The following is a 23,320-nucleotide window of genomic DNA, read 5'->3' as shown; positions in this document are numbered from 1 at the left end:
CACGTCAATTCAGGCCCGGAACCCTCGTTTGCGGTGCCGGCCGTGGCTTGAGAGCCCCCCGTCGTTTCAGGCCCTGAACAGTCGGTTCCGTTGCGGGGAGCATGGGAATCGACTGTTCGGGGCCTGAAACGACGGCGGAGGCGAGCCGAGAGGTCGAGCGCAGGCGAGCCCCGGCGCCGAGCAGACACCAGGCAGAGGCGCCGGCGGGAGGAGGCGGGGTCAGCCCTTGACCGCGCCGGCGGCCACGCCCTCCACAATGTGCTTCTGGCCGAAGAGGTAGAAGATGACGATCGGGATAATCGCCAACACCAGCATGGCCATCTGCGCACCCATGTCACGGTTACCGTTGGAGCCCACGAGCATCTGGATGACGATCGGGATCGTCTTGTAGCGCTCGTCCTGGCCAATGACGAGGTTGGGCAGGAGGAAGTCGTTCCACACCCACATGGCGTTGAGCACGGCCACCGTCACCGAGGTCGGCTTGAGCAGCGGCATCACCACGCGGAAGTAGCTCTGCAGCGGCGAGCAGCCATCCATGTAGGCCGCTTCCTCGATCTCCATAGGGACGGACTTGATGAAGCCGGCGAACAGGAAGACGCTCAGCCCGCCTCCGAAGCCCAGGTAGAGCACGATCATGCCCCAGGGCGTGGCCAGCCCCAGTGTGTCCGCGATCTTGACGGTCGGGAACATGACCAGCTGGAAGGGGGCGATCATCGAGAAGGCGAAGAGGTAGTAGATCAGCGAGGTCCACCAGGTCTTCACACGCGTGATGTAGTAAGCGGTCATTGCCGTCAGCAGCACGATCACGGCCACGGAGCCCACGGTGATGAACAGCGACCAGCCGATCGCCCGCGCGAAGCCGGACAGCTGCAGACCCGTGACGTAGTTGTCTAGGCCTGCGAAGGTCTCGCCGGTGGGCAGTGAGAAGGGCGAGTCGGAGATGTAGAACTTGCCCTTAAAGGAGTTGAGCAGGATGAACAGCAGCGGGATGACCCAGATGAGGGAGAGCACCGTCAGCAGTCCGGTCAGCACGTTCTGGCCGGCGGTCTGACGACGGCGAGCCGGCCGGGCCGCCCGCGCCACCGTGGCGGGGGCCTTGGTGGCATCCTGGGTCGCGCCGCTGCGGTTGGTGGCAGGGGCGTGGGTCTGGGCGCTCATGCGTCCACCTCCTTGGCACGGGTCGCGCGCAGCTGCAGCACGGCGATGACGGAGACGATGAGGAAGAAGATGACGGCCTGCGCCTGAGCGACTCCCTGCTTGCCCACCTGCTTGTACATGAGGTCGACAATGTTGAGGGCCGCCATCTGTGTCTGCTTGAGCGGTGCGCCGTTGGTCAGCGCCAGGTTCTGGTCGTACATCTTGAAGGTGTTGGCCAGGGTGAGGAACAGGCAGATGGTGATCGAAGGCATGACCATCGGGATGGTGACGTTGCGCAGCGTGCGCCACTTGGAGGCGCCGTCGATCTGGGCCGCCTCGATGAGCTCGGGCGGCACGTTCTGGAGCCCGGCGATGTAGATGATCATCATGTAGCCCATGAGCTGCCAGTTCACCAGCAGGATCAAGCCGATCATGCCCAGGTGCCAGTCGTTGACGATGGTCTGGTTCCAGTGGCGCAGGATGGCGTTAAGCATGACCTGCCAGGTGTAGCCCAGCACGATGCCACCGATGAGGTTGGGCATGAAGAACACCGAGCGGAAAGCATTGGTGCCACGCAGCTTGCGGGTGAGCAGGTAGGCCAGGGCGAAGGCGCCGAGGTTGACCGTCACGATCGAGATCACCGAGACCAGCGCCGTGAATCCGAGCGCGCGCACGAACCCGGTACCGCCGGCCAGGGCCGTGCGGTAGTTGTCCAGACCCACCCAGGTGGTGTTGGTCAGCGTCGTGAACTTGGTCAGCGACAGGTACAGGCCCATGAAGAAAGGCACGATGAAGGCGATGAGGAAGGCGATCAGCGTGGGGCCGGTGAAGATGAGGAAATACTTCTTAAGCGACTGAGTCATGTGGGCCTCGGATGAGTCACGGGATCTGGCTGCGGGGTTGGACAGACGGGGAGCGACGACGGCGCCGCACCCCCGGTGTGGCGACGGTGCCCGACCGGCTGGCCGGGCGCCGTCGTCATGCCCTCAGGTTGAGGGTCCCGGAAGGGATTGAGCGCGGGTCAGGCGCTCTTCTCCGCCTTCCACTCGGACACGAAGTAGTCCTTGACCGCGTCCCAGTCCTCCGAGCCGGCGGCGTACTGGGCCAGGTGCTGGCCGAGCTGGTCCTTGAAGTCCTGGCTCGGGAAGGTCTGGAAGACCCAGTTGATCGGGTAGAGCTCGGAGTTGCTCATGTAGTCAACGACCTCCTTGCCCAGCGGGTCGGCCGGGGCGAGGTCCGTGAAGGCCGAGTAGGGGGCCATGGAGACCACCGAGTTGTCCGTGAGGAGCTTGGCGCCCTCGGCGTCGGTGAACAGCCAGTTGAGGAAATCGATGGATGCCTTCTGGCTGGCCTCGGAGACCTGGGAGTTGACGGACAGGTAGTTCTCCGTGCCCAGCGCGATGCCGGACTTATCCTCGCCCTCGACACCGACGTAGATCGGCATGAAGTGGATGTCCTCCTCCTTGACCGTGTTGCCCTCGACCTCGGAGATCTGGGACCAGGCCCAGTTTCCGTTCTGGACGAAGGCGGCCTTGCCGAGCGCGAACTCAGCCATGGAGTCCGAGACCGTCTTCGCCGAGGTCTCCGAGGGGGCGATGGTGGAGTTGTTGATGTAGAGGTCGAAGATGTCCTTGTAGTTGTCCGAGTAGGTCAGCTCAAGATCGGAGGTGTCCGTGACCTTCTTGTCGCGGAACTCGTAGTAGACGGGGTAGTTGGCCAGGTGGGTCTGCCAGCGCCAGTCCTCGCCGGGAGCCAGCGAGGTGGAGGCGAAGACGCCGTCGATGCCGAGGTCAGCCTTCTTGGCCTGCATGTCCTCGACAACCTCCTTGAGCTTGTCAAAGCCCTTGATCTCGTCGACGGAGGTCGCCTTGGCGCCGTCGGTGGCGAAGTACTTGTCCAGGATGGCGCCGTTGTAGATCAAGCCGTAGCCCTCGGTGGCCAGCGGGGAGCCGTAGACCGTGCCGGAGTCGTCGGTCAGGGCCATCGAGGAGTCGGTCAGGGCCTTGACGAAGTCGGTGTCCGACAGGTCAAGGGCGTAGTCCTTCCAGGTGGCCAGACCCACGGGGCCGTTGATGTTGAAGATCGTGGGGGCGTCAGACTTGGCGACCTCGGACTGCAGGGTCTGCTCGTAGGTGCCGGACGCGGCGGTGACGACCTTGACGGTCACACCGGTCTTGGCCTTGTAGGCCTCGGCGATGGTCTTGAAAGCAGCCTCAGCCTCGGGCTTGAAGTTGAGGAAGTAGACCGAGCCCTCAGCAGAGTCGGAGTCTGAGCCCGAGCCGCCACCGGAGCCGTTGGAGCAAGCAGCCAGGGTCGCGGCCAGGGCGATGGCCGCAGAGCCGCCGAGCATGGAACGCCGGGAGATGAGTCGCATGTCTTGTCCTCCTTTGGACATCGGATGAGCGGGCGGATGCCCGCTTCGAGAGCGACGACCGCTGGGGAGCTCCGGTCCGGAGGGGCTGGCGCTCACGTGCGGCGTTGACAACTCCATTACACACGAGACAGGCCCTTGCTGCAAGCCTTGCACGGAACTTTACAGAGATTTGACCTTGAGGTTCCGCCGTCTTCCCTGACATCCAGGGCCGATCTCAGCCTTATGCAAGGTCTGTTACATCGGCCATATCACGCCGTTGCTGCGGTTGCGGAGGCCAGGGGAGGGGAGGAAGTCGCCTCCGGCCCGCACGCGCGCAGAGCCCGTGGTCGCCCCCACCCCGGCCCGCACGCCACCGCATCTCCGTCGCCTCTTCCCGTCGCTTTAGGCCCTGAACAGTCGATCCCCATCCCCGCCACACCCGAACCGACTGTTAAGCGCCTAAACCGACGCTCCTAGGCCACACGCCAGCCCCAAACTGACGGTTCAGGGCCTCAACCGACGCAGCCATCAAACCCACCACCCCCACTCGAACGCACATCCCCCGATGCGTGCGCCTTTCTGCCGTAGTGGCGGGCTTCCACCCGCCGGCCGCATGCTTGAGCCGTCGTGGCGTACTTCTCTACCCAGGCGCCAGCCCTGTTAGTACGTGTCTCCCCAATGCGGACGTGCCTTCACCCATAGCTGCGCGCTCCCCCAGCCGAGCCCCAGCCCCAGCCCCATTGGAACGTGCCTCCCCCGATGCGTACGTGCGCCCTCGATTGGTACGTGCCCTAGCACTCCCCTAGAGACCGTCACATTCACCAAAGCACGCACCAATCACCCAACCCACGCACCAAAAGCCCATCGCACCGCCCCCGCACGCCACCCGCCCCGGCCCGCACGCCACCGTATCTCCGTCGCGTCTCCGTCGCGTCTCCGTCGCTTCAGGCCCTGAACAGTCGAACCCCATCCCCGCCACACCCGAACCGACTGTCCAGCGCCTAAACCGACACCTCTCAGCGTCTCACCGACCCCGGCCCAACGGTTCAGCACCTCAACCGACGTATCCAGGAAGCGCGCCAAGACCAGACCGACGGCCCAGAACCTCAACCGACGCAGCCAGGAAGCAGCACCACAGGCCACGCACAACACCACGGACACCGTCATCCCCACAGGCCACACACGACACCACGGGCGCAGGGCCCCAACCACAGGCGCCCCGCCAACAGTCACACCCCACCGCCTCCGCACGACCACCGACAGACGCAGCAACGCCGTCGTCCCACCATCCGAAGACAGTGGGACGACGGCGTTGCCAACGCGCGGCACCTACCTGGTCCGGCGCAATCCCGGACCACGGCGCGGGACTAGCTGCACTAGCCGCACCGCGCTAGGCGCCCTGAGCGGACCGTTCGCGGCGGGTCAGCGGCAGCGCTGCCCCCGACCGCGATCCGACTCAGTGGTGCTTGGAAGCAGAGCCGACCGAGCCCAGACGCTCGCAGGCCTCGACGACGCGGGCAGCCATGCCCTTCTCAGCAGCCTTGCCCCACGAGCGCGGGTCGTAGGCCTTCTTGTTGCCGACCTCGCCGTCGATCTTGAGGACGCCGTCGTAGTTCTTGAGCATGTGGTCAACAACCGGACGCGTGAAGGCGTACTGGGTGTCGGTGTCCACGTTCATCTTGATGACACCGTTGCGCACAGCGGTGGCGATCTCCTCGGCGGTGGAGCCGGAGCCACCGTGCATGACCAGGTCGAAGGGCGACTTCTTGTCCCCGACCTTGGTCTGCAGGCGGTCACCCAGGCGGCGAGCGACCTCGTCCTGGATCTCGCCCAGGAGCTCGGGACGCAGCTTGACGTGGCCGGGCTTGTAGGCGCCGTGGACGTTACCGAAGGTCAGAGCGGTGGTGTAACGGCCGTTCTCACCCAGGCCCAGGGCCTCAACAGCGGCCCAGGCGTCGTCAGCGGTGGTGTAGAGGTTGGCGTTCTCCTCACCCTTGATGCCGTCTTCCTCACCACCAACAGCACCGATCTCGATCTCAAGGATGGTGTTAGCCTGCTTGGACAGGGCCAGCAGCTCCTTGGCGATGGCGATGTTGTCCTCGAGGGTCTCGGCGGAGCCGTCCCACATGTGGGACTGGAAGGCGGTGGGCTCACCGCGCTTGGCCTGCTCAACCTCGATCTCCAGCAGCGGGCGCAGCCACGGGTCGATCATGCCCTTGGGGCAGTGGTCGGTGTGCAGAGCGAAGGTGATCGGGTACAGGCCCTCGATGGCGTAGGCGTAGGCGGACATGGCCAGGGAGCCCTTGACCTTGTCGGCGCGGGAGGAGCCGGACCAGTAGGCGGCACCGCCGTTGGAGACCTGGACGATGCCGTCAGACTCGGCCTCGGCGAAGCCCTGAAGGGCGGCGGAAAGAGTCTGCGACGAGGTGACGTTGATCGCGGGGATGGCGTAGCCGCCAGCCTTCGCGCGGTCGAGCATGTCGGCGTAGGACTCCGGGGTTGCAATGGCCACTGGATGCCTCCTGAGTATTCAAAGTGCAGTGGTGCAGTGCCGATTGTCCCACGGATAACGGCCAGCGGAAACCGGCTGAACGTCCTGGATGTCTCATCGCGGCCGACGCCGCAGCCCGAGCCGGCCAACGGCGCAGCCTGCAGCCCGGCCCGCAACCCCCAGCCCGGCCCGCGGTCCCCCGACGCCACCCGACGCAGCAGTCTGCAGCCAGCCGACGCCGCAGCCTTACTCCGCCTGGCGCCGTCGTCTCAGTCCGGCGCGGGACCGGCGTGCTGCAGCACCCAGGTGTGCATGGCAATCGCCGCCGCGGCCGCCACATTGATGGAGCGGGTCGACCCGTACTGCCCGATCCTCAGCAGCCGGGTGCAGCCGGCGCGCAGCTCCTCGCTGATGCCCTCGCCCTCCGAGCCAAAGACGAGCAGGCAGCGCTCCGGCAGCTGCGCATGCTCAAGCTGAAGCGAGCCAGGTCCGTTGTCGATCGCGATCGGCTCGTAGCCAGCCTCCGCAGCCCAGGTCAGCAGGCCCGACGGCTCAGGGTGGTGGCGCACGTCGAGGTATCGGTTGGTGACCATGGCGCCGCGCTTGTTCCACCGGCGTCGGCCCACCACGTGCACCGCCCCGACGTTAAAGGCGTTCGCCGTGCGCACGATCGAGCCGATATTGAGGTCCTGCGTCACGTTCTCAATCGCCACGTGCAGCCCGTGCGCCCGCGAGGCCAGGTCCGCTCGCACCGCCTCGACGCTCCAGTAGCGGTAACGGTCGACGACGTTGCGTCGGTCGCCGTCACGCAGGAGCTCGCGGTCATAGCGCGGGTCCGTCGGCCAGGCGGCCTCTCCCCCGGGCCACGGGCCGACGCCGACCTCCCGCACATCCGCCGGGCGGTCCTGCTCAGGCGGGAGCCCAGCCCAGTAGTCAGCGCCGCTCACAGGACGTCAACCGCGTGCAGCGCGCCGGGGTGCTCAGGGGTGAAGACCTGCGCCGGCTGGCGCTCCAGGCGACGGTTCCACAGGACGTTGAAAGGGCTAGCCACGAGCCTGTTGTACCCCATCGCCAGCTCGCTGTAGCGTCGCCCCACAGCCTCGACCTCATCCCAGGCGGCCACGTACTCGGCCACCGCGCTGGCAAGAGGCGCGGGCTCAGTCGCGGCGGCGTCGTCGCCAGGTCCCAGGCGGGAGACGACGACGCCCATCGCCTCGTGCAGCTTCTCCTCCCGGCGCGCGCGCTGGGAAGGTGTGCCGGTCATGGTCGCGAAGGCGACGGCGGACTCGGCGCGCTCGCGGTCGCCGTCCGGCAGCAGGCCGCGCGCGTCCGCCTGGCGCACGAGGTCCTCTGCGGCGCGGTGGTGGCGAATAAGGACCGCCTCCAGGCCGCGCCAGAACTGGTCAATCATCTCCCCGGCCGCGTGCAGCCTGCGGCCATGACGCCACACGAGGCTGAGGTAGGCCACAGCGATGAGAAGCAACACGCCGACCACAAGACCTGCCGTCGCCTGGCCGGCCCAACCCTCAGCGGGCGCGGGTGACGGGCCGGGAGCCGCTGCCGGCGGCCAGACTCCGGCCAGGCCAGGCCTCAGGCTCGACACGATCAGCACGACCACGCCCCGGGCACCGGGTCTCAGCGCAGACCGAGGTCGTCCAGGTCGAGCGCGGCGAAATAGGGAAGGCCGGCAGCCTCGATGCGCTCGCGGGCGCCCGTGTCTCGATCAACGATGACGGCGACCGCGCGCACGTTGGCCCCAGCCTCACGCAGGGCCTCGACCGCCTCCAGAGGCGAGCCTCCCGTGGTCGAAGTGTCCTCCAGGACAACGACGTCGCGCCCAGCGACATCCGGCCCCTCGATGCGGCGCTTCATGCCGTGGTCCTTGGCGGCCTTGCGGACCACGAAGGCATCCAGGTCAAGCCCACGCGAGGCGGCGGCGTGGAGCATCGCGGTGGCCACCGGGTCAGCTCCCATGGTCAGGCCGCCGACGGCCGCGATCTCATCGGTGCCCAGGCCTGCCTCCTCGAGCATGTCGAGCATGACGTGGCCGATGAGCGGGGCCGCCTCGTGGTGGAGGGTGGCGCGGCGCATGTCCACGTAGAAGTCCGATTCCAGACCGGAGGCGAGGGTGACTTTGCCTCGCACCACGGCGAGGTCGTTGACGAGCTGGGCCAGGCGGGCGCGGTGAGAGTCGTTGGCGATCACGCTCTAAGGGTAGGCGACGACGGCGATCGCCTCAGCCCGGCGGCGCGGGTGTGGGACAAGGACGGCGCGGCGGCGCGGGCGCGAGATAGGAGCGGCCCGGCGGTCGGCCAGGGGTAGGAGCGGCCCGACGGCTAGTCAGGGGCCAGGGCAGGCCGGCGCCGGTATGCGCCCAGGCCAGCCAGACCCGGGCCTTGGCCAGCCGGGCGCGGGTCTAGCCCGCGCCCGACCGCGGTTCAGGCCAGCGCGGCGATGGCCGCCTCGTAGTTGGGCTCCTGGCTGATCTCGGGGACCTGCTCTGTGTAGGCAACCTTGCCGTCCGCACCGATGACGACGACGGCGCGCGAGTACAGGCCGGCAAGCGGACCGTCAGCCATGGTCAGGCCGTAGTCCGCACCGAAGGTGGAGCGGAAGCCGGAGGCGGTGACGACGCCGTCGAGCCCCTCGGCGCCACAGAAGCGAGCCTGGGCGAAGGGCAGGTCCATGGACACACACACCACAGTGGTGTTGTCCAGCTCGGCGGCGCGCTTGTTGAATTCGCGCACGGACTGGGCGCACACGCCGGTGTCAACGGAGGGGAAGACGGACAGGACGACGCGGCGGCCGGCCAGCTGCTCGCTGGTCACCGGCGTGAGGTCCGCGCCCACGAGCTCGAAGGCGGGGGCGGCGGCGCCGACGGCGGGGAGCTCACCAACGGTGGTGACGGGGTTGTTCTGCAGCGTGATTGAAGCCATGAACTCATCATCTCATTCGATGAGTAGCAGCACCAGTCATCCCAGTAACTTCTCAGTTCCGCTGACGGCGGCCGGGGCGTGTGGGCCAGCGCACCGTGGACAGCACGCCGGACGAGCCAGCCCAGCCCCAGCAGCGCACCGGACAGCACCACACGGCGCCACGCCCCCTTTGGAGCGTCGCCTTGTCGATTGGAACGTGCCTACCCGATTGCGCAGCGCCATACAGCTCCCGTAGAGCACGTACCAATCACCAATGACCGTCCGCATCTGCCAAAGCACGTTCCAATCAACTCATGGCTGCGCCACTCCACCGCCCCAGCACACGCACGACGAACCTCATGCCCAGCCCGACTCCCACACGCACCAGGCCTGCCGCGGCCAGGTGGTGCGAGGTCAGCACCGCAATCAGGCGCACCCCGCCCGGCACCAGTACGAAGACCAGCCCCATCGCGAGGCACACGCAGGCCAAGGCCCCCGTGACGACGTCGTCCACCACCCCACGCATCCAGCCGCGGTCCGACGCCGAGGGCCGGGTCCCCACCGTGAGCTCACCCCGCGAGAGCTGGTCCGTCACCCGCTCAACGCGCTCAGGTAGCCGGCGGGCCACCAACGCCGCAGTCAGCGCGGTGTGGGCAGCGATCTGGGCGTTGCGCCGAGGCGAGGCAAGGTCGGCCACCAGGGCAGGCACCACCTCCCGCGCCGCCTGCATGAGCCCCAGCTCAGGGTCGAGCGCGCGCAGCGTGCCGTCCAAGGACGTCAGCGTGCGCACCGCCCCCGCCACATCGCCCGGCACCGTGATGCCGTTGTCACGCAGCATGCCCTACAGGTCCGAGACCGTGGCCGGGTCAACCTGACCCGTGTGCGCCAGGAGAGTCATGACGCGTCCCAGCTCACGCTGGAGTCTGCCCCGGTCTACCTCCACCGCGCCGCTGGCAGGAAAGGCCATCAGCAGGGCGGCCGTGGCAGTGACGTTGTCACCAGCGACCACAGCGGACACGAGCGCTACCAGCAGCTGTCGCGTCTCCGCGTCGATGACGCCGATCGCTCCAAAGTCCAGCAGACCCAGCCGGCCATCGTCGAGCAGCATGATGTTGCCCGGGTGCAGGTCCGCGTGGAAGACCCCTCAACCAGGATCGGGCGGGCGGTGGCCGTCATCAGCTCGCGCGCCAGGCGTCCTCGCTCCTCCGCTCCCAGGCGCTCGGCACCCTCGGCCACCGAGGCGGCGGCGAAGGGCTCCGGCTCCAGATGATGCAGCACCTCGTCCGGCGAGGCACCCCACTCCTGAGTCAGCAGCTCACGCACCTGGCTTCCGTGCACCGGTGCGGCCGAGGACTGGAGCTCCTCCAAGGCCTCCGTCAGTGAGGCCGGCAGCAGGTCGGCACGTGTGGACAGAATCTGGCCCAGCTTGACGAAGGTAACGCCTGCTTGGTTGAGCGTGCGCACTAGTGCCTGCCCGAAGGCCGGAGACTGTGGCCCCTCCCGCAACGCTGCCCCGAGGCCCGAGCGTGAGACGATCCACGCCAGGTGAGCGTAGCGCAGACTCCTGCGGCACGCCTTGACGCCTTCGCGCGCCAAGCTCACGGGACCAGGAACCGATCCGGTGGGCACTACCGCCTCCAGCGCCACGAGCAGCATGATCGCCACCACGACGACGCAGGCCAGCACGAGCGCCGCCACCACCATGGCCAGACCGGCACTCACGGCCAGCTGCCCTTCCTGGATGATCCCGAGCAGCGTGCCGGCCCAGCGCGTGAGCGGGATCGTCATCACCACCACGACCAGGGAGACGCCCAGAGCCCGCACGAGCCCGACCTGCGGCATGATCGCGCGGATCGCAGCCGCCAGCACCGCCGCAACAGCAAGGGTGGCCAGAACCTGCCACATCAGCTCCAGGAGGGTCATGCTGCGAGTGCAGGAGACCCCCGTGACACAAATGGCGCGCTGTGACAGCAGCCCGCCCGACGGCGCAGCCCGCCGTCCGGAGCGTCCGCCGTCGTCACAGCGCCAGCAACTGGTCGCTCAGCGCGGGCCATGCCTCCACATGCGTGCGACCAAAGGGCCGAGCCCCCAGGAACACGGCCTGCCGCCCGGCCACCGGATCCACCCAGATGAAGGAGCCGGCCTGGCCAAAGTGGCCAAAGGTCTGCGGGCTGTTGCCCGCCCCCGTCCAGTGCGGGTGCTTGGAGCCGCGAATCTCCACGCCGAGGCCAAAGTCGTTGGGAGACTGGCGCCCGTACCCCGGCAGCACGCCGTCGAGCTCCGGGAGGACGACGTCGCAGGCCTGCCGGGCCAGCGACGGCGAGACGAGCGTGGGCGCGGCGAGCTCGCGGGCGAAGAGTGACAGGTCCCCGGCACTGCCCTGGCCGGAGTAGGCCGGCGATCCAGGCACGCTCACGCTCGCCATCCCCAGCGGCTCCAGCACGGTGGTCTCCACCCACTCCTCCAGCGGCGTGCCCGTGGCCTCGACGAGGCGCTCCCCCAGGATCTCGATGCCGCGGTTGGAGTAGACGCGTCGTCGCGCTGGCGGGGCCAGGACGGCGTCGGAGTCAAAGGCGATGCCCGAGGAGTGCGATAGCAAGTGGCGCATCGTGGCCCCAGGCAGCGCAACCTGGTGGCCTGCGCGAGCCCCGCCGTCGTCACTGCCGCCGGCACCGCCACCGTCACCGCTGCTGGCCGGCGTCGCCGGATCGTCCAGACTCAGCAGCCCACGATCGACGGCGACCAGCGCACTCCAGGCGACAATCGGCTTGGTGACGGAGGCGAAGGGGAAGACCTCGTCGGTCTCGCCGGCCTCGGCAAGCACCTGGCCGTCGCCGGTGAGCACCAGGCCCACCGGGAAGTCGAAGGCCTCCAGCGCCGGCAGGCTACGACCGTCGTGCGTGGTCGAGACAGTCATGGACGCGCCTCCAGGTCTAGTCGAGGCAGAGCCGCTGCTCGTGGAGGACCTCCGCCACCGGAAAGGTCGAGGACCCGCCCTTGCCCAGGGCACGCGCGATCTGGGTGGTGAAGGAGTCCACGCGGCGGCCGGTGTCGCGCATGTCGTAGTACTGCTCGACGGCGTCGTCATAGACCGCGAGCGCCTCCTCGTGCGCCTCCAGATCCGGGTAGGAGTTGGTGCCCACCGTGATCTCGCGCGGCAGGCGCGGCTTGAACTGGGGTTCCTGGCCGGGGTGGCCTACCAGGAGACCAAGCAGCGGGTAGGTGCGCTCGGGCAGGCCGAGGGCGGCGATGACGCGGCGCGGGTCGGTGCCGATCGAGCCGAGGTAGGTGGTGCCCAGCCCCAGCGACTCCGCCGCGACGACGACGTTCTGCGCCGCGATCACCACGTCCTCCACGCCCTGGAGGAACAAGGTGGTGCGCTCCAGCGGCTCCAGGGACGCGCCGGCACGCTCGCGCAGGACGGCGTTGCGGTGCAGGTCGACGACGAAGACCAGCAGTTCCCCGTTGGTCCCGCCCACGTAGGGCTGGCCGGAGACCTCACGCAGCTCCTCGCGCAGAGCCGGGTCGGTGACGCGGATGATGGTCACCTGCTGCTGGAAGGAGGAGGTGGCTGAGTGACGGGCGACCTCCAGCAGGGTCTCCATGACCTCCGGGCTGACCGGCTCGTCGGTGTAGGAGCGAATGGTGCGGTGGGCGAGCTGGGCGCGGATCGTGCTGTTGAGGACCGGAGCCTCGGGGGCGGTGCGCAGTGCGGATGCGGCGTCAGTCATGAGGCGAGCCTAACGCCGGGGGCAAAGCCTGCACCGGGTGCGAGGCCGATGCCCTGGGCGAGGCCTGTGCCGGGTGCCGGTGCCCACCGACCGTCAATGCGCCGACCGACCGTCTAATCCTCGACCGACCACCGGATTCGCGCATTTGCAGTGGTCGGTCGAGCCATGAGTGGTCCGTCGGCAGAGAGGTGGCCGGTGGAGGCATGGGTGGTCAGAGGAGGCGCCCTCAGTCCCGGTTAGCATGTCCGCGATGCCCTTCTACCGTCGTTCACGCAGCTTTGGTCCTCTCCCCACGGTCGGCCCAGCGCCGCAGTCCGCCAACGCCTCGGTGCTGCACTCCGCCGCCACGCCAGCCTCGCAGCCGGCCGACCCCTGCGAGGTCGGCTACGCCGTCGTCGATCTGGAGACCACGGGACTGTCCCCCGCTACTGACGCCATCCTGGAGATCGGCCTGGTCCTGACCGCACCCGACGGGACACCTCAACGCACCTGGTCCACTCTCATCAACCCCGGCGCAGGGCCTGACGGCGCGATCGAGGTTGGCCCCACCTTCATCCACGGGCTGCTACCCGACGACCTTGCCGGCGCACCCAGCCTCGACGACGTCGCCGACCTCCTGGTGCGCGACCTCGCCGGTCGGGTGGTCGTGGCGCACAACGCGCGCTTCGACGTCGGCTTCCTCACCCAGGCGCTGGGCACGCGCGGCCACCTCGCCCGCGGCGCGCGCGTGCCTCGCGTGTGCACGATGGAGTGGGCACGGCACTTCATCACCACGCCCTCGCGGCGACTGACCACGTGCTGCGAGGTGGCCGGCGTCGAGATCGGCCGCCACCACAGCGCGCTCGACGACGCCGAGGCCGCTGCTGGCCTGTTGCGCCACTACATGGCGGTGGGTAGGCAGCGCGGCGAGGAGCCGCTGGCGTGGTCGCGCACGCTCGCTGACGCCGCCGCCTTTCGCGGATGGTCGTGGGACGACGCCGCAGCGCGCGCCCAGGAGCAGCGCCTGACCCGGCGCCCGGGCCCAGGCGTGCCGCGCGCCCACTGAGAAAGCGCCCCCAAACCAGCGCCACCCCGATTGGAACGTACTTCCACAACCGCGCAGCGCCGCACGCGGCCCGTAGAGCACGCCACAATCACCAAGAGCCGTTCCAACCGGCCAAAGCACGCAGCAATCAACACAAGGCCGCGCCCCTGCATCACTCTGCCGGCCACACCAGCGCACGGAGCCAACGCAGACCAAGCCGGCTACAGGGAGACCAGGAATCCGTCCTCATCCAGGGCCCGGCCGCCAGTAGCCTCCACCAGCGCGCGTGCGGCTGCCTCGATCAGCGCCGCCGCCTCCGCACGCTCGCCACGCCGCGTCCGCGTCAACCGCGCGGGGTCACGGTCGGCCAGTTCCAGCGGCCGCCACACGATCTGGTGAACCACCACCCCGTGTACGGCCCACGGCTCGCCAGCCACCGCCAGGGGCAGGTACTCCGCCGCCTCTACCTGGACCTCAACGTGCCCCCACCCGGGCCGCGCCTCGTCCACCGGCGCGACGACGGCGTAGCCCGTGCGCACCTCCTCCAGCGTCCTGCCCGCCTGAGCAGCCTCAGCAGCGAGAGCGGCAGCCGCCTCCTCCCGCTCGCGGGCGGCGGTCCAGGCCTGGTCCAGGAGGTCGGCCCCCAGCAGCTCGGTCAGACGATCCAGTTCCGCCTGGGGAATAGCAGCCAGCCCCGTGGGCCCCTCGGGCAGGCGCGGGTCCAGCTGCGAGCGAGCTCCAGGCAGTACACCAGCCAGGACCGCCTGGCAGGCATCCGGGGTCAGCCACACCGGCGCGTAGACGTCGAGGTTGACGTTGGCGTCCGGGTCAGGCTGGACGAGCACGCTCATGCTCTGGCTGCCCGCGCCGGCGCCTCGCGCGCTTGCGCCGTCGGCTCCAGCACCGCCTGCCGACCCCGCCGGCGCGTCTGCGCGCAGCAGGAGCGCACCAGCCAGCCGGCGGGCAATGGCCTGCAGACGCGTCAGGGCCACCAGCTCCGTGCCAGCCGGCTGGGCCACAGGGAAGGCGTCGGCCACAGGGTCGGTGCCAGCCAGCTCGGGCGGCAGCGCACCACGACGCTCGGGCTCGCACTCCAAGATCATGAGGCTGGCCGCCCACTCGGGCAGCCCCATGAGGGCGCGCAGCTCGCCGTCGAGAGGCCAGGGGCCCTGCAGCTCAACGCCCGGCAGCAGCTGAAGGCGCGAGGCCCCCACCCACCCCGCCTGGGCGTCCTGCGAGACCGCGAGCGCCTCCACCTCCTCGGCCGAGACGTCGTCAGCCAGGATGAGGGCGTGCCGCTCCTCCAACCGCCCCACCGGCAGCATCCCGGCCACGGAGAAGGTCAGGGTGTCCGTGGGCAGAGAGACGGACAGGTCAGGGCGGTGCTCAGCGTCGGCGCTCATGCCTGGCCCTGGCTCGCCTGCGCGCCGGCGCCACCATCGAGGCCACCCGCCGAGGAGGGCAGGTCCGACAAGGAGGCGACGCCGTCGGCCAGCGGGCCGGGGTCCTCAATACGGGTGCGCAGGAAGTTGCGGTAGGAGCGCGAGGCCGTGGGGCCACGCTGGCCCTGGTAGCGCGAGCCCGCGGCGCCGGCGCCGTAGGGAGCCTCGGCCGGGCTGGACAAGCGGAAGAAGCACAGCTGCCCCACCTTCATGCCAGGCCAGAGCTTGATCGGCATGGTCGCCGTGTTGGACAGCTCCAGGGTGACGTGCCCGGTGAAGCCGGGGTCGATGAAGCCGGCGGTGGAGTGGGTGAGCAGACCCAGGCGGCCCAGGCTCGACTTGCCCTCCAGGCGCGCGGCGATGTCGGCTGGCAGGGTGACGCGCTCGTAGGTGGCGCCCAGAACGAACTCGCCGGGGTGGAGGATGAAGGGCTCGTCGGGGCCGACGTCCACCAGGTGGGTCAGCTCGGGCTGGTCGACGGCGGGGTCGATCACCGGGTAACGGTGGTTGTCGAACAGGCGGAACCAGCGGTCCAGGCGGACGTCGATGGACGCGGGCTGGATCATCGCCGGGTCATACGGGTCCAGGCGCACACGCCCGGCGTCGAGCTCGGCACGGATGTCACGGTCGGAGAGCAGCACGGGGCTGATTGTGCCAGCCGTGGCTGGATGTGGCATGAGAATCGGCGCGAAGACGCCGTCGTCCCCGGCCGGGCACAGTGCCACGGTCAGGGACGACGGCGCAGGCGGCTTGCGTCGGCGCTCTCGCCTAGCAGCGGGGCTGGCAGAGCGGCCAGCGGGGCGCCGGCGTGATCACCAGGTTCGCGGGCCGCAGCCGTCATTCCTTGAGCGGAACGCCGCGGGCGTCCACGCCCCACGGCTGAGCGCCGGGCTGGGCGGTGAGGATGAGGATGCCCTCGACGATGCCCCAGATGGCAGAGACCCAGGAGAGGAAGCCCAGCGAGATCAGCGAGATGAGCAGCTGGATGACGCCCCTGCCGGTGTGACCGAGGTAGAAGTTGTGGATGCCCAGGCTTCCCAGGAAGATGCCGAGCAGGCCGGCGGCGAGCTTGGACTTCTGGTTGGTCACGTAGCCGGGCTGGGTGTAGCCCTGCTGGTAGGCCGGGGCGCTCTGGGCGTATGGCTGCTGGGCGTAGGCCGGGTTCGTGTAGGCCTGCTGACCGTAAGGCTGCTGGGAGTAGGCCGGGTCGGTGTAGCCCGCGGCCGGCTGCCCGTAGGTCTGGGCGTTGAGCTGGCCGAGCTGGTCGCCGCTGACGTCGGCGGACGCAGAGGACAGCGGGGCCGAGCCTGAGGACAAGGGATCCGGACCTGAGGACAAGGGATCCGGACCTGAGGACAGGGGGTCGGAGGGCTGGGGCGTGATGGTCATTGCTGCCTCTCGGTCATTTGCAGAACAGGGTCCTGCGTAGGGTATGCTGCTCCCGCACCTCACCGGAAGGTGAGCGCGCGGGTGTAGTTCAATGGTAGAACTTCAGCTTCCCAAGCTGACAGCGCGGGTTCGATTCCCGTCACCCGCTCCACTATGACGTCGAAAATGATAAGTAGGCGTTTGCGTTAGCGAGTACACCCCAAGGGGGTCAAAACGTTAGCGAGTGTATAGCGCGTTAGCTCTGACCTGCGGAAACGCTTTCCTCCCTTTCGGTTGAGCGAGCGTTTGCGTTAGCAGGCGTTGATTTGATCGAGGCGGACGCTATGATCGGCGACCTCGGTAACGAGTTCGGCATCGTGGGTGATGACGATGACGACGGCACCGGTATCAGCGAGTTTACGCATTACTCGGGAAATCGCGACAAGGTGCTTGTAGCCAACACCGGATGTGGGCTCGTCGAAGATGTAAACTTTCTTGTTCGCAGCAAGCGCTGTAGCAATAACCAGACGTTGACGTTGCCCGCCAGAGAGTGCTTGGGGATGATCAGCCTCGTGGTCGGCAAGGTCGAGTTCTGCAAGGATCGCGTGGGCATCGATGTGTTGCTTTTCGGCTTTGGTCGTGCCGAGCGTGACTTCGTCGATGACTGTGTCCGAGAATAGCTGCCGGGTTGGGTCTTGCATCACAAGGTAGGCGTCACGGCTGGTGAATTTTTGTCCGCCGAGTGTGATGGATGCATGTTTGACTTTTTCTAGTCCGCAAACAATGCGTGCCAGAGTTGATTTCCCTGAACCGCACGGGCCAAGGAGTGCCGTGATTTTCCCTGCCGGAAACAACACGTGGTTAATATTGAGGACTGTGTTTCCGTGGCGGTAGGCAAAGGCGAGGTTGTCGATCGTGAGCCCTTCACCTTCTGGTTCGGGCAGGCTCGGCATGGATACGGGCACTAGGGATCGCAGCCCAAGCTGTTTGCGCTCCTCATCCGAGGTAGCGTAGAACTCTTCGCCGGTTGCGGTGAGGGCGATCTTGCCTTTATCGAAGCAGTAGACACGGTCAGCGATCCCGGAAAGGAAACTTAGCCGGTGTTCAGCAATGATGATGGTGTGTCCATCAGCTTTGAGCCTGGCGATGAGTGTGGCGAGTTGGTCGATAACGTCAGCGGACAAGTTCGCGGTTGGCTCGTCAAAGACGATCAGCGACGTGTTGTTGCACATGGCGACGGCGCAGGCCACGCGCTGCATTTGTCCGCCTGATAGTTGTGTGACGCGGGATTCCAACAGGTCGACGATACCTAACTCGGCTGCGACCTCGTCAATGCGGGCACAGATCTCCTGCGGGTCGCGGCCGAGATTTTCTGGGCCGAAGGCGAGTTCTTGGCGCACGTGGGTGGTGTAGAACTGGGTGCGCGGGTTTTGAAACACTGTCGAACAATGGTGGGCAAGGCGTGGCAGGTCTGTTTGTGCCACGTCAATGTCGTCGACTGTGACGTTTCCGGTAAGGTCGCCGTCGTGGAAGTGCGGGATGAGCCCGTTAAATAGCCGTAGTGCGGTGGTTTTTCCTGACCCTGACGCGCCACACAGCAAGGTGACGGTTCCGGGTGTGATGGTGATGGTTGCGTCGTTGATTGAGGGGTGGTCTGCTCCTCGATAGGTGAAGGTGACCCTAGTTGCTTGGGCTATTGTCATAGGACGATTCTCCATATCGCGAAGCCGATAACGATGAGCAGAATGACTGCGTCGACCACTCGGAATTTCACGACTGTGACTGAGGTGGGCTTTGCGGTTCCGCCCAGTCCGCGCACGAGGGCGGCCGATGCCAGTTCGTCCCCGCTGCGTACCACGGTCGATAGCAGAGGGATTGTGAAGTATTGCGCCGCACGCAGTGAGAGCACGGACATCCCGCGTAGTTTCATGGCATCTGAGATCGCTTTAACCTCGTGGCCGATCACGGGCAGCACACGTAAGGCAACCGAGATTGGGATCGTGAAACAGGTCGGGATCCGTGAGCTGGCGAGTGCTTTTTGCAAGGTGGCGGGTCGGATTACGCCGATCGCGTAGGCTCCCATTCCTGCGCTGACACTGAATCGCCACATCCACTGCAAAAACAGCATGAGGAACGCGCTGGCCGTTGACTTCCACACCAGTGGTATCACGAAGACGAGCCCGCCGAGGACCGCAAACGTGGCCAGGTAGACGGCCACCCAGCTCGGGCGCACGAGCGTGTTGGGGTTGATTGCAGCGCTCGCCAGCATCACGGCGGCGAATCCGCCCAGAGTACACACGAACCACGGCGAGTAGGCACTGTAGATCGTGGTGGAGACGATGACGAGCGCTGCGATAATCGTGCGCGGGTCGGGAAGTTTAGACAAGACCGGCCCGTTCAAAGTGTTTGCGCGCGACCCTGGTTCCCAACAGACCAGCAAGCCAGCCCACGATGAGCATCACGACGAAGAAGCCCAACAGAATCGGAATCGTGACGACCTGTGCCATCTTGGCGGCATACTCGGCACCCATTTGTTCGGCGATTTGCGACATATATGCGTCTTGGTTCATAAATAGCGGCATCCACGGTGACACGTAGATCGGCAGAATAAACAGTGCGTATGCCAGCGGAACGCGAACTTTCACGTTCTTCGGTCCCTTGGTGATGACTAGGTCGGCGAGCAGGCCGAATACAGCGGCCACCGCGACGCCGCCCACCCAGTGGCCGGTCACGAAAAAGAGGATTTCGATGATAATCAGCATGATTGTCAACGCCCCCATCTTCGGAGTGCGTGCTGTGAACAGCGCAAAGACGATGCCGTTAACGAGGATAGAAAGCAAGAAACCGGCATACATGGCGGCGGGGATGAACCCGAGCATTCCGAATGCAAACACGATGACGAACATCAAGGCGGTGAAGACGCCAATGTTGATGAAGTCGCGCGCGTTGAGGCGCGAAGATGTGGGTGTGGACATAGTTTTTCCTTTCATGTGCTTATACGTACTGTGTTTAGACGAGTTGCCATCCGGCTGCGTTGATGCGTTCTTGCCAGAAATCGCGGTATTGACCTGGCTGGTTGACCAGCTCGTCGTGAGGCCCGCGCTGAGCGATACGCCCACCGTGGGAGAGCACAATGATTTGGTCAGCTTGGCGAATGGTTTCAAGTTTGTGGGCGATGACAATCAGTGTGGAGTGTTTGCGTAGCTCATTCATCGCCGCAACAATGTTGGCTTCATTTTCCGCGTCCAACGCGCTGGTGGCCTCATCGAACAGCACGATCGGGGCCTTCTTCACCAAAGCGCGAGCGATGGACACTCGTTGGCGTTCCCCACCTGACAGTGCACGCCCGCCAGCACCCGCCAATGAATTCCAGCCGTCTGGGAGCCGGTTGACGATTTCCGTCACGCCCGACAGGTCAGCGGCCCACCTGATTTCTTCATCGGTGGCTTCTGGGTTGCCAAGGCGAATGTTGGCTTCGAGAGTGTCGTTGAATAAGTAGACGTCTTGGAAGACGAGAGACACCTGGCGCATCAAATCTTCGGTGGTCTGCTCGCGCACGTCCACTTCGCCAACGCGCACGCTGCCGGACTGCACATCCCAGAAACGTGCAACCAACCGGGCGATCGTCGTCTTCCCGCACCCAGATGGACCAACCAGGGCACACATGCCGCCTTGCGGGACATGGAAGGAAATATCACGGAGAACCGGGGTGTCCGGATCGTAGCTGAAGGTGACGTCCTCGAAACGAACATCACCAGGGGCGTTTATCGGTGTGGAGGCATCGGGCTCGGACAGTTCGGGGGCATCCATGACCTTGTCGACGTGGTTCATCTGCTGGCGGCGTTCTTCCAGCCCGGTCATGCAGCCACCGATGTCTTGGAGCATGGTGGTGAACCGCAGGCACATGCCGATTGTGACCACGGCGTTCAGCGCATTCATTTGCCCGCCGAGGGCGAGTTGGGCGGTCAGCCAGATCATCACCACAATGAGCGCTTGGACGAACATTCCATTAATCAGGTTCGCTAATGTTTCGATCCACAATGCTTTGCGGCTTTTGCGGTCAGCCTGTTTGAATGCCCGATCAAGGGCCGGGTAGTCGTCGGCGACATGGCAGGAGCGCAGCGCGCCTTGGCAGGTGGCGAATTCGACCATGCGAGCCGCCAACTCTGACTCGGCTGGTTCGGAAACCTGCTTACCTTTATCAAGAAGCACGCGGGAGATATGGAGGAAGGCGAGCATGATCGGGAAGGCGATCGTCAAGGTCAGTCCCAGTCGCCAATCCCAGAACCAGGTTCCCACAGTGATCACCAGCACGGCTGAGAGTTTTTGGACGAGGGAGAAAATGAAATGTGCCGCCGACTCGCCCAGGTTCATCATTTCCTGGGTGACCATGCGCGACAGCCGTCCAGAGCTACCCGAATCGAACACTCCCAACGGTAGGCGGGCTACCTTGTTGCCGACCGCTTGGTGGACGTCGTGAATGAATCCGAGCGCGCCGATATAGCCGGTGCGCATGCCATAAAACTCCGTGCCCACGCCCAGCATCGCGATTACCGCCAAGGCGATGAGCCAGCCCGAAAACGACAGCCCCCACACCGGCATTCCGGTTGCTAGGGCACTTGCTGCGGGAAGCAGAGTCAGCAGGGCAAAGCCGTGACACAGTCCTGAGACCGCACCCCACGCTTGACCGACCGAGAGGTCTCGCCACGAGGCGGGTTCCATCAAACGCTTAAAGCGTGGTAGCAATAGTTGATTCATCGTGTCATCTCCTCGCATGCACCTTGGGCAAGAAGTGCCTGATAGTGCGCATTACCCAACAGCTCGTCGTGTTTACCGACCACAGCAATGCGCCCGCGTTCCATGACGACGATTTGGTCTGCCCCTCTGATCGAGGCCAGTCGGTGGGCGATCACAATCACGGTTCTGCCTTTGGCAAGAGTCGAGAGAGCTTGTTGGATTTTCGATTCCGATTCCGGGTCCGCCATCGCCGTCGCCTCATCCAGCACCAACACTGGGGCATCAACCATGAGCGCCCGGGCGATTGCGATACGGGCTGCCTGCCCGCCCGAAACGTGGGTATCCTCCCCCAACACGGTGTCGTAACCATCTGGCAGGCTCATGATGAACTCGTCGATCTGCGCTGCTCTCGCCGCCTGCCGCACCTGATCCAAGGTTGCGTCTGGCGCGCCCAGGGCAATGTTGTTGTGGATGGTGTCGCGAATAAGCTGTGCATCTTGCAGGACGAATGCGACCGTCGAATACAACACATCCTGGGAAATGCTCTTTAGATCAACCCCGCCGATAGTGATCGTGCCAGCGTCCGGGTCATCAAAGCGGGCCATCAAACTCGCCAACGTCGATTTCCCCGCACCCGACGGGCCAACCAGCGCGGTCACCGTGCCTGCCGGAATGCTCAGGCTTACCTCGTCTAATGCCTGGGTGTCGTCATAGGCATACGACACACCCCGAATCTCGATATCATGACCGTGTGGTGTCTGTGGTGCATCGGGTTGGCTCAATGCCGGTAGCTCCATCACCGCAACGAGGCGCACCGCAGCCGATCCCGCAAGCTGGTAAGACCAGGCGATGGTTGCGACCGTCATCAATGCGCCCGGCAACACCAAGGCAATCAACGTCGTCGCTATCACCTCGTAGATGCTCACCCAACCGGCGTTCATCATCAACGCGCCACCGCCAAGGTTCACGATCAACAACACCGGGATCGACACCCACGAAAATGAGGCGACCGACATCGACACCAGCGGCATACACCACGCCCGGTAGAACTTAGAAAACTCGTTAGCTGCATCTAAATAGGCTTTATGTGCTTGGCCGACCTTGCCGAACGCTTTCACCACTGAGATACCGGCAACGAACTCGGCCATCGTTGCCGAAACCTGAGCGAGCTTGGTATCCATTTGCGCGGTCTTCTCATTCATCCCACGCATCGACATGCCATACATGCCCACATAGAGCGGGATCGTCGCAATCGACAGCAACGCGAGTCGCCAATCCACCACAAACGCATACATCAACAAGGCGAGCGGGGATACGATCGCGTTCAGTTTCTCTATCGGCCCGTGCGCGATTACTGTGTGCACCGTGGCCGTATCATCCTGAATGGTCTTGCGGATCTTCCCCTCACCCTCGCGGGTAAACCACGACAGCGGAGCAGTCGACATTCGGGCGGCAATTTGCCGGCGCATCTGGTTACGCAACGACAGGTCAATAAAATGCGTCACACCCAATGCAACAAAATATAAGCTCAACCGGGCCATGTATGCGCTGACGAGGAGTATGACGATCCAGTTCACCCGCGCCGGGTCCACCTGGTCTTGCATAAGTTCTCTGCCAAGCTCCACCAGAGCCACATACGGGGCAATGGCCAACACCCCGGAGGCGAACGCTAAGACCTGCGCGACGAACAGTTTGCCTTTCACCGGCTGCGATAGCTGACGGATCGCGTTCTGGCCAGCGACAGATTTTTCCTTCGCCGACCCATACTCGCCTTCAACAACCTGATCTGTTACACTATCGTTCACGTAAACACCGTCCTTATTAGGTAAGTCTAACCTTACTTGATTTCTGGGAGGTGTGTCTACCCGTGCACGTCAACCGCTACAATATCACCCTTGCAGGGTCATGCTCACCTGTTCACCGGTGCGAAATACGAATCGGATCGTATCCTCGTCTACGATGGCGTGGTCGATGAGTGCGCTCCACTGGGCGGGGCGGGCTCTTCACGAACGAGGGTGTAGCGCGGGTCTAAACCCTCCGGCTTCGAGCAGCGACCGAGCGATGTAGTGGGTGAGGTTGCGGAAGCCGAGGGCGGAGCCGCGGAGGTGTTCGAGTCGCCCGT

At 65.6% G+C, this 23,320-nt stretch carries 22 protein-coding genes and 1 tRNA gene; 2 read left to right on the top strand and 21 right to left on the bottom strand.

Going from position 1 to position 23,320, the window contains the following annotated elements; translation table 11 throughout:
• Positions 1-219: 219 nt before the first annotated feature.
• From CYJ26_RS09185 to CYJ26_RS09130, 13 genes are all read right to left on the bottom strand, one after another.
• Positions 220-1,158, bottom strand: a complete 939-nt coding sequence (locus CYJ26_RS09185; protein ID WP_034236392.1) for a carbohydrate ABC transporter permease — start codon at positions 1,156-1,158, stop codon at positions 220-222.
• Positions 1,155-2,000 (bottom strand): carbohydrate ABC transporter permease, encoded by an 846-nt coding sequence (locus CYJ26_RS09180; protein WP_006548084.1) that lies wholly within the window; start codon positions 1,998-2,000, stop codon positions 1,155-1,157. The genes CYJ26_RS09185 and CYJ26_RS09180 overlap by 4 nt, the downstream gene beginning before the upstream one ends.
• Before the next feature lie 158 nt (positions 2,001-2,158).
• The gene (locus tag CYJ26_RS09175) at positions 2,159-3,511 is read right to left on the bottom strand and encodes an ABC transporter substrate-binding protein (RefSeq protein ID WP_006548083.1); all 1,353 of its coding nucleotides are present in this window, start codon (positions 3,509-3,511) and stop codon (positions 2,159-2,161) included.
• Between the two features lie 1,435 nt (positions 3,512-4,946).
• The gene (fbaA, locus tag CYJ26_RS09170; protein WP_006548081.1) at positions 4,947-6,002 is read right to left on the bottom strand and encodes a class II fructose-bisphosphate aldolase; all 1,056 of its coding nucleotides are present in this window, start codon (positions 6,000-6,002) and stop codon (positions 4,947-4,949) included.
• A 248-nt stretch (positions 6,003-6,250) separates the two neighbouring features.
• Positions 6,251-6,928, bottom strand: a complete 678-nt coding sequence (locus CYJ26_RS09165; RefSeq protein WP_006548080.1) for a TrmH family RNA methyltransferase — start codon at positions 6,926-6,928, stop codon at positions 6,251-6,253.
• Positions 6,925-7,467, bottom strand: coding sequence for a hypothetical protein (locus tag CYJ26_RS09160; RefSeq protein WP_141560448.1), 543 nt, complete (start codon positions 7,465-7,467; stop codon positions 6,925-6,927). Before CYJ26_RS09160 ends, CYJ26_RS09165 begins: the two co-directional genes overlap by 4 nt.
• A 149-nt stretch (positions 7,468-7,616) precedes the next feature.
• Positions 7,617-8,186, bottom strand: coding sequence for an orotate phosphoribosyltransferase (gene pyrE / locus CYJ26_RS09155; protein ID WP_006548078.1), 570 nt, complete (start codon positions 8,184-8,186; stop codon positions 7,617-7,619).
• A 233-nt stretch (positions 8,187-8,419) separates the two neighbouring features.
• Positions 8,420-8,917 carry a thiol peroxidase gene (tpx, locus tag CYJ26_RS09150; protein WP_006548077.1) on the bottom strand — a complete coding sequence of 166 codons (498 nt, stop codon included), beginning with the start codon at positions 8,915-8,917 and terminating at the stop codon, positions 8,420-8,422.
• Positions 8,918-9,203: 286 nt separating this feature from the next.
• Positions 9,204-9,734: a hypothetical protein gene (locus CYJ26_RS09145; RefSeq protein ID WP_048780423.1), complete on the bottom strand. Its 531-nt coding sequence runs from the start codon at positions 9,732-9,734 to the stop codon at positions 9,204-9,206.
• 3 nt (positions 9,735-9,737) lie between these two features.
• Positions 9,738-10,004, bottom strand: a complete 267-nt coding sequence (locus CYJ26_RS10615; protein WP_161800699.1) for a hypothetical protein — start codon at positions 10,002-10,004, stop codon at positions 9,738-9,740.
• Complete coding sequence (locus CYJ26_RS09140) at positions 9,920-10,819, bottom strand: AarF/UbiB family protein (RefSeq protein WP_145990783.1); 900 nt, start codon at positions 10,817-10,819, stop codon at positions 9,920-9,922. The genes CYJ26_RS10615 and CYJ26_RS09140 overlap by 85 nt, the downstream gene beginning before the upstream one ends.
• A 94-nt stretch (positions 10,820-10,913) precedes the next feature.
• Positions 10,914-11,813, bottom strand: coding sequence for a serine hydrolase domain-containing protein (locus CYJ26_RS09135; protein ID WP_006548073.1), 900 nt, complete (start codon positions 11,811-11,813; stop codon positions 10,914-10,916).
• Positions 11,814-11,829: 16 nt separating this feature from the next.
• Entirely contained in the window at positions 11,830-12,627 is a 798-nt protein-coding gene (locus tag CYJ26_RS09130; protein WP_048780421.1) for an NADPH-dependent oxidoreductase, read from the bottom strand.
• A 250-nt stretch (positions 12,628-12,877) separates the two neighbouring features.
• Between CYJ26_RS09130 and CYJ26_RS09125 the strand changes: the two genes are divergently transcribed.
• The gene (locus CYJ26_RS09125) at positions 12,878-13,672 is read left to right on the top strand and encodes a 3'-5' exonuclease (protein ID WP_034236016.1); all 795 of its coding nucleotides are present in this window, start codon (positions 12,878-12,880) and stop codon (positions 13,670-13,672) included.
• Positions 13,673-13,872: 200 nt separating this feature from the next.
• On the opposite strand, the gene CYJ26_RS09120 is transcribed toward CYJ26_RS09125, so the two are convergent.
• The 3 genes from CYJ26_RS09120 to CYJ26_RS09110 form a co-directional block, all read right to left on the bottom strand.
• The gene (locus tag CYJ26_RS09120) at positions 13,873-15,054 is read right to left on the bottom strand and encodes a hypothetical protein (protein ID WP_034235923.1); all 1,182 of its coding nucleotides are present in this window, start codon (positions 15,052-15,054) and stop codon (positions 13,873-13,875) included.
• Complete coding sequence (dcd, locus tag CYJ26_RS09115) at positions 15,051-15,734, bottom strand: dCTP deaminase (RefSeq protein WP_006548069.1); 684 nt, start codon at positions 15,732-15,734, stop codon at positions 15,051-15,053. The genes CYJ26_RS09120 and dcd overlap by 4 nt, the downstream gene beginning before the upstream one ends.
• A 196-nt stretch (positions 15,735-15,930) precedes the next feature.
• Positions 15,931-16,482 (bottom strand): TM2 domain-containing protein, encoded by a 552-nt coding sequence (locus tag CYJ26_RS09110; protein WP_101638310.1) that lies wholly within the window; start codon positions 16,480-16,482, stop codon positions 15,931-15,933.
• A 77-nt stretch (positions 16,483-16,559) separates the two neighbouring features.
• On the opposite strand from CYJ26_RS09110, the gene CYJ26_RS09105 reads away from it, so the two are divergent.
• A tRNA-Gly gene (locus tag CYJ26_RS09105) sits at positions 16,560-16,633 on the top strand.
• A gap of 139 nt (positions 16,634-16,772) precedes the next feature.
• Here the strand turns inward: CYJ26_RS09105 and CYJ26_RS09100 are convergent.
• Genes CYJ26_RS09100 through CYJ26_RS09080 form a run of 5 tightly spaced genes read right to left on the bottom strand, consistent with a single transcriptional unit; the run spans position 16,773 to position 23,003 of the window.
• Positions 16,773-18,164, bottom strand: coding sequence for an ABC transporter ATP-binding protein (locus CYJ26_RS09100; RefSeq protein WP_006548067.1), 1,392 nt, complete (start codon positions 18,162-18,164; stop codon positions 16,773-16,775).
• Positions 18,161-18,847 (bottom strand): energy-coupling factor transporter transmembrane component T family protein, encoded by a 687-nt coding sequence (locus tag CYJ26_RS09095; protein ID WP_006548066.1) that lies wholly within the window; start codon positions 18,845-18,847, stop codon positions 18,161-18,163. The genes CYJ26_RS09100 and CYJ26_RS09095 overlap by 4 nt, the downstream gene beginning before the upstream one ends.
• Entirely contained in the window at positions 18,840-19,436 is a 597-nt protein-coding gene (locus CYJ26_RS09090) for an MptD family putative ECF transporter S component (protein ID WP_006548065.1), read from the bottom strand. Before CYJ26_RS09090 ends, CYJ26_RS09095 begins: the two co-directional genes overlap by 8 nt.
• Positions 19,437-19,470: 34 nt before the next feature.
• Positions 19,471-21,219, bottom strand: coding sequence for an ABC transporter ATP-binding protein (locus tag CYJ26_RS09085; protein ID WP_040319487.1), 1,749 nt, complete (start codon positions 21,217-21,219; stop codon positions 19,471-19,473).
• Entirely contained in the window at positions 21,216-23,003 is a 1,788-nt protein-coding gene (locus CYJ26_RS09080) for an ABC transporter ATP-binding protein (protein ID WP_040319486.1), read from the bottom strand. Before CYJ26_RS09080 ends, CYJ26_RS09085 begins: the two co-directional genes overlap by 4 nt.
• Between the last annotated feature and the right edge of the window lie 317 nt (positions 23,004-23,320).

The sequence above is a fragment of the Actinomyces urogenitalis genome, from assembly GCF_002861525.1.
In the GTDB taxonomy this organism is placed as follows: domain Bacteria; phylum Actinomycetota; class Actinomycetes; order Actinomycetales; family Actinomycetaceae; genus Actinomyces; species Actinomyces urogenitalis.
The sequence above is the reverse complement of the archived record's forward strand: the minus strand, read 5'-3'. Positions and strand labels throughout refer to the sequence as shown.

Excerpts from the sequence above, each read along its gene's own strand:
- CYJ26_RS09185 (WP_034236392.1), bottom strand. The coding sequence starts at position 1,158 with ATGAGCGCCCAGACCCACGCCCCTGCCACCAACCGCAGCGGCGCGACC.
- CYJ26_RS09090 (WP_006548065.1), bottom strand. The coding sequence starts at position 19,436 with ATGTCCACACCCACATCTTCGCGCCTCAACGCGCGCGACTTCATCAAC.
- CYJ26_RS09175 (WP_006548083.1), bottom strand. The coding sequence starts at position 3,511 with ATGCGACTCATCTCCCGGCGTTCCATGCTCGGCGGCTCTGCGGCCATC.
- CYJ26_RS10615 (WP_161800699.1), bottom strand. The coding sequence starts at position 10,004 with ATGCTGCTCGACGATGGCCGGCTGGGTCTGCTGGACTTTGGAGCGATC.
- CYJ26_RS09130 (WP_048780421.1), bottom strand. The coding sequence starts at position 12,627 with ATGACTGACGCCGCATCCGCACTGCGCACCGCCCCCGAGGCTCCGGTC.
- CYJ26_RS09100 (WP_006548067.1), bottom strand. The coding sequence starts at position 18,164 with ATGACAATAGCCCAAGCAACTAGGGTCACCTTCACCTATCGAGGAGCA.
- CYJ26_RS09180 (WP_006548084.1), bottom strand. The coding sequence starts at position 2,000 with ATGACTCAGTCGCTTAAGAAGTATTTCCTCATCTTCACCGGCCCCACG.
- CYJ26_RS09110 (WP_101638310.1), bottom strand. The coding sequence starts at position 16,482 with ATGACCATCACGCCCCAGCCCTCCGACCCCCTGTCCTCAGGTCCGGAT.
- CYJ26_RS09145 (WP_048780423.1), bottom strand. The coding sequence starts at position 9,734 with ATGCTGCGTGACAACGGCATCACGGTGCCGGGCGATGTGGCGGGGGCG.
- CYJ26_RS09140 (WP_145990783.1), bottom strand. The coding sequence starts at position 10,819 with ATGACCCTCCTGGAGCTGATGTGGCAGGTTCTGGCCACCCTTGCTGTT.
- CYJ26_RS09085 (WP_040319487.1), bottom strand. The coding sequence starts at position 21,219 with ATGAATCAACTATTGCTACCACGCTTTAAGCGTTTGATGGAACCCGCC.
- CYJ26_RS09125 (WP_034236016.1), top strand. The coding sequence starts at position 12,878 with ATGCCCTTCTACCGTCGTTCACGCAGCTTTGGTCCTCTCCCCACGGTC.
- CYJ26_RS09120 (WP_034235923.1), bottom strand. The coding sequence starts at position 15,054 with ATGAGCGCCGACGCTGAGCACCGCCCTGACCTGTCCGTCTCTCTGCCC.
- tpx (WP_006548077.1), bottom strand. The coding sequence starts at position 8,917 with ATGGCTTCAATCACGCTGCAGAACAACCCCGTCACCACCGTTGGTGAG.
- CYJ26_RS09135 (WP_006548073.1), bottom strand. The coding sequence starts at position 11,813 with ATGACTGTCTCGACCACGCACGACGGTCGTAGCCTGCCGGCGCTGGAG.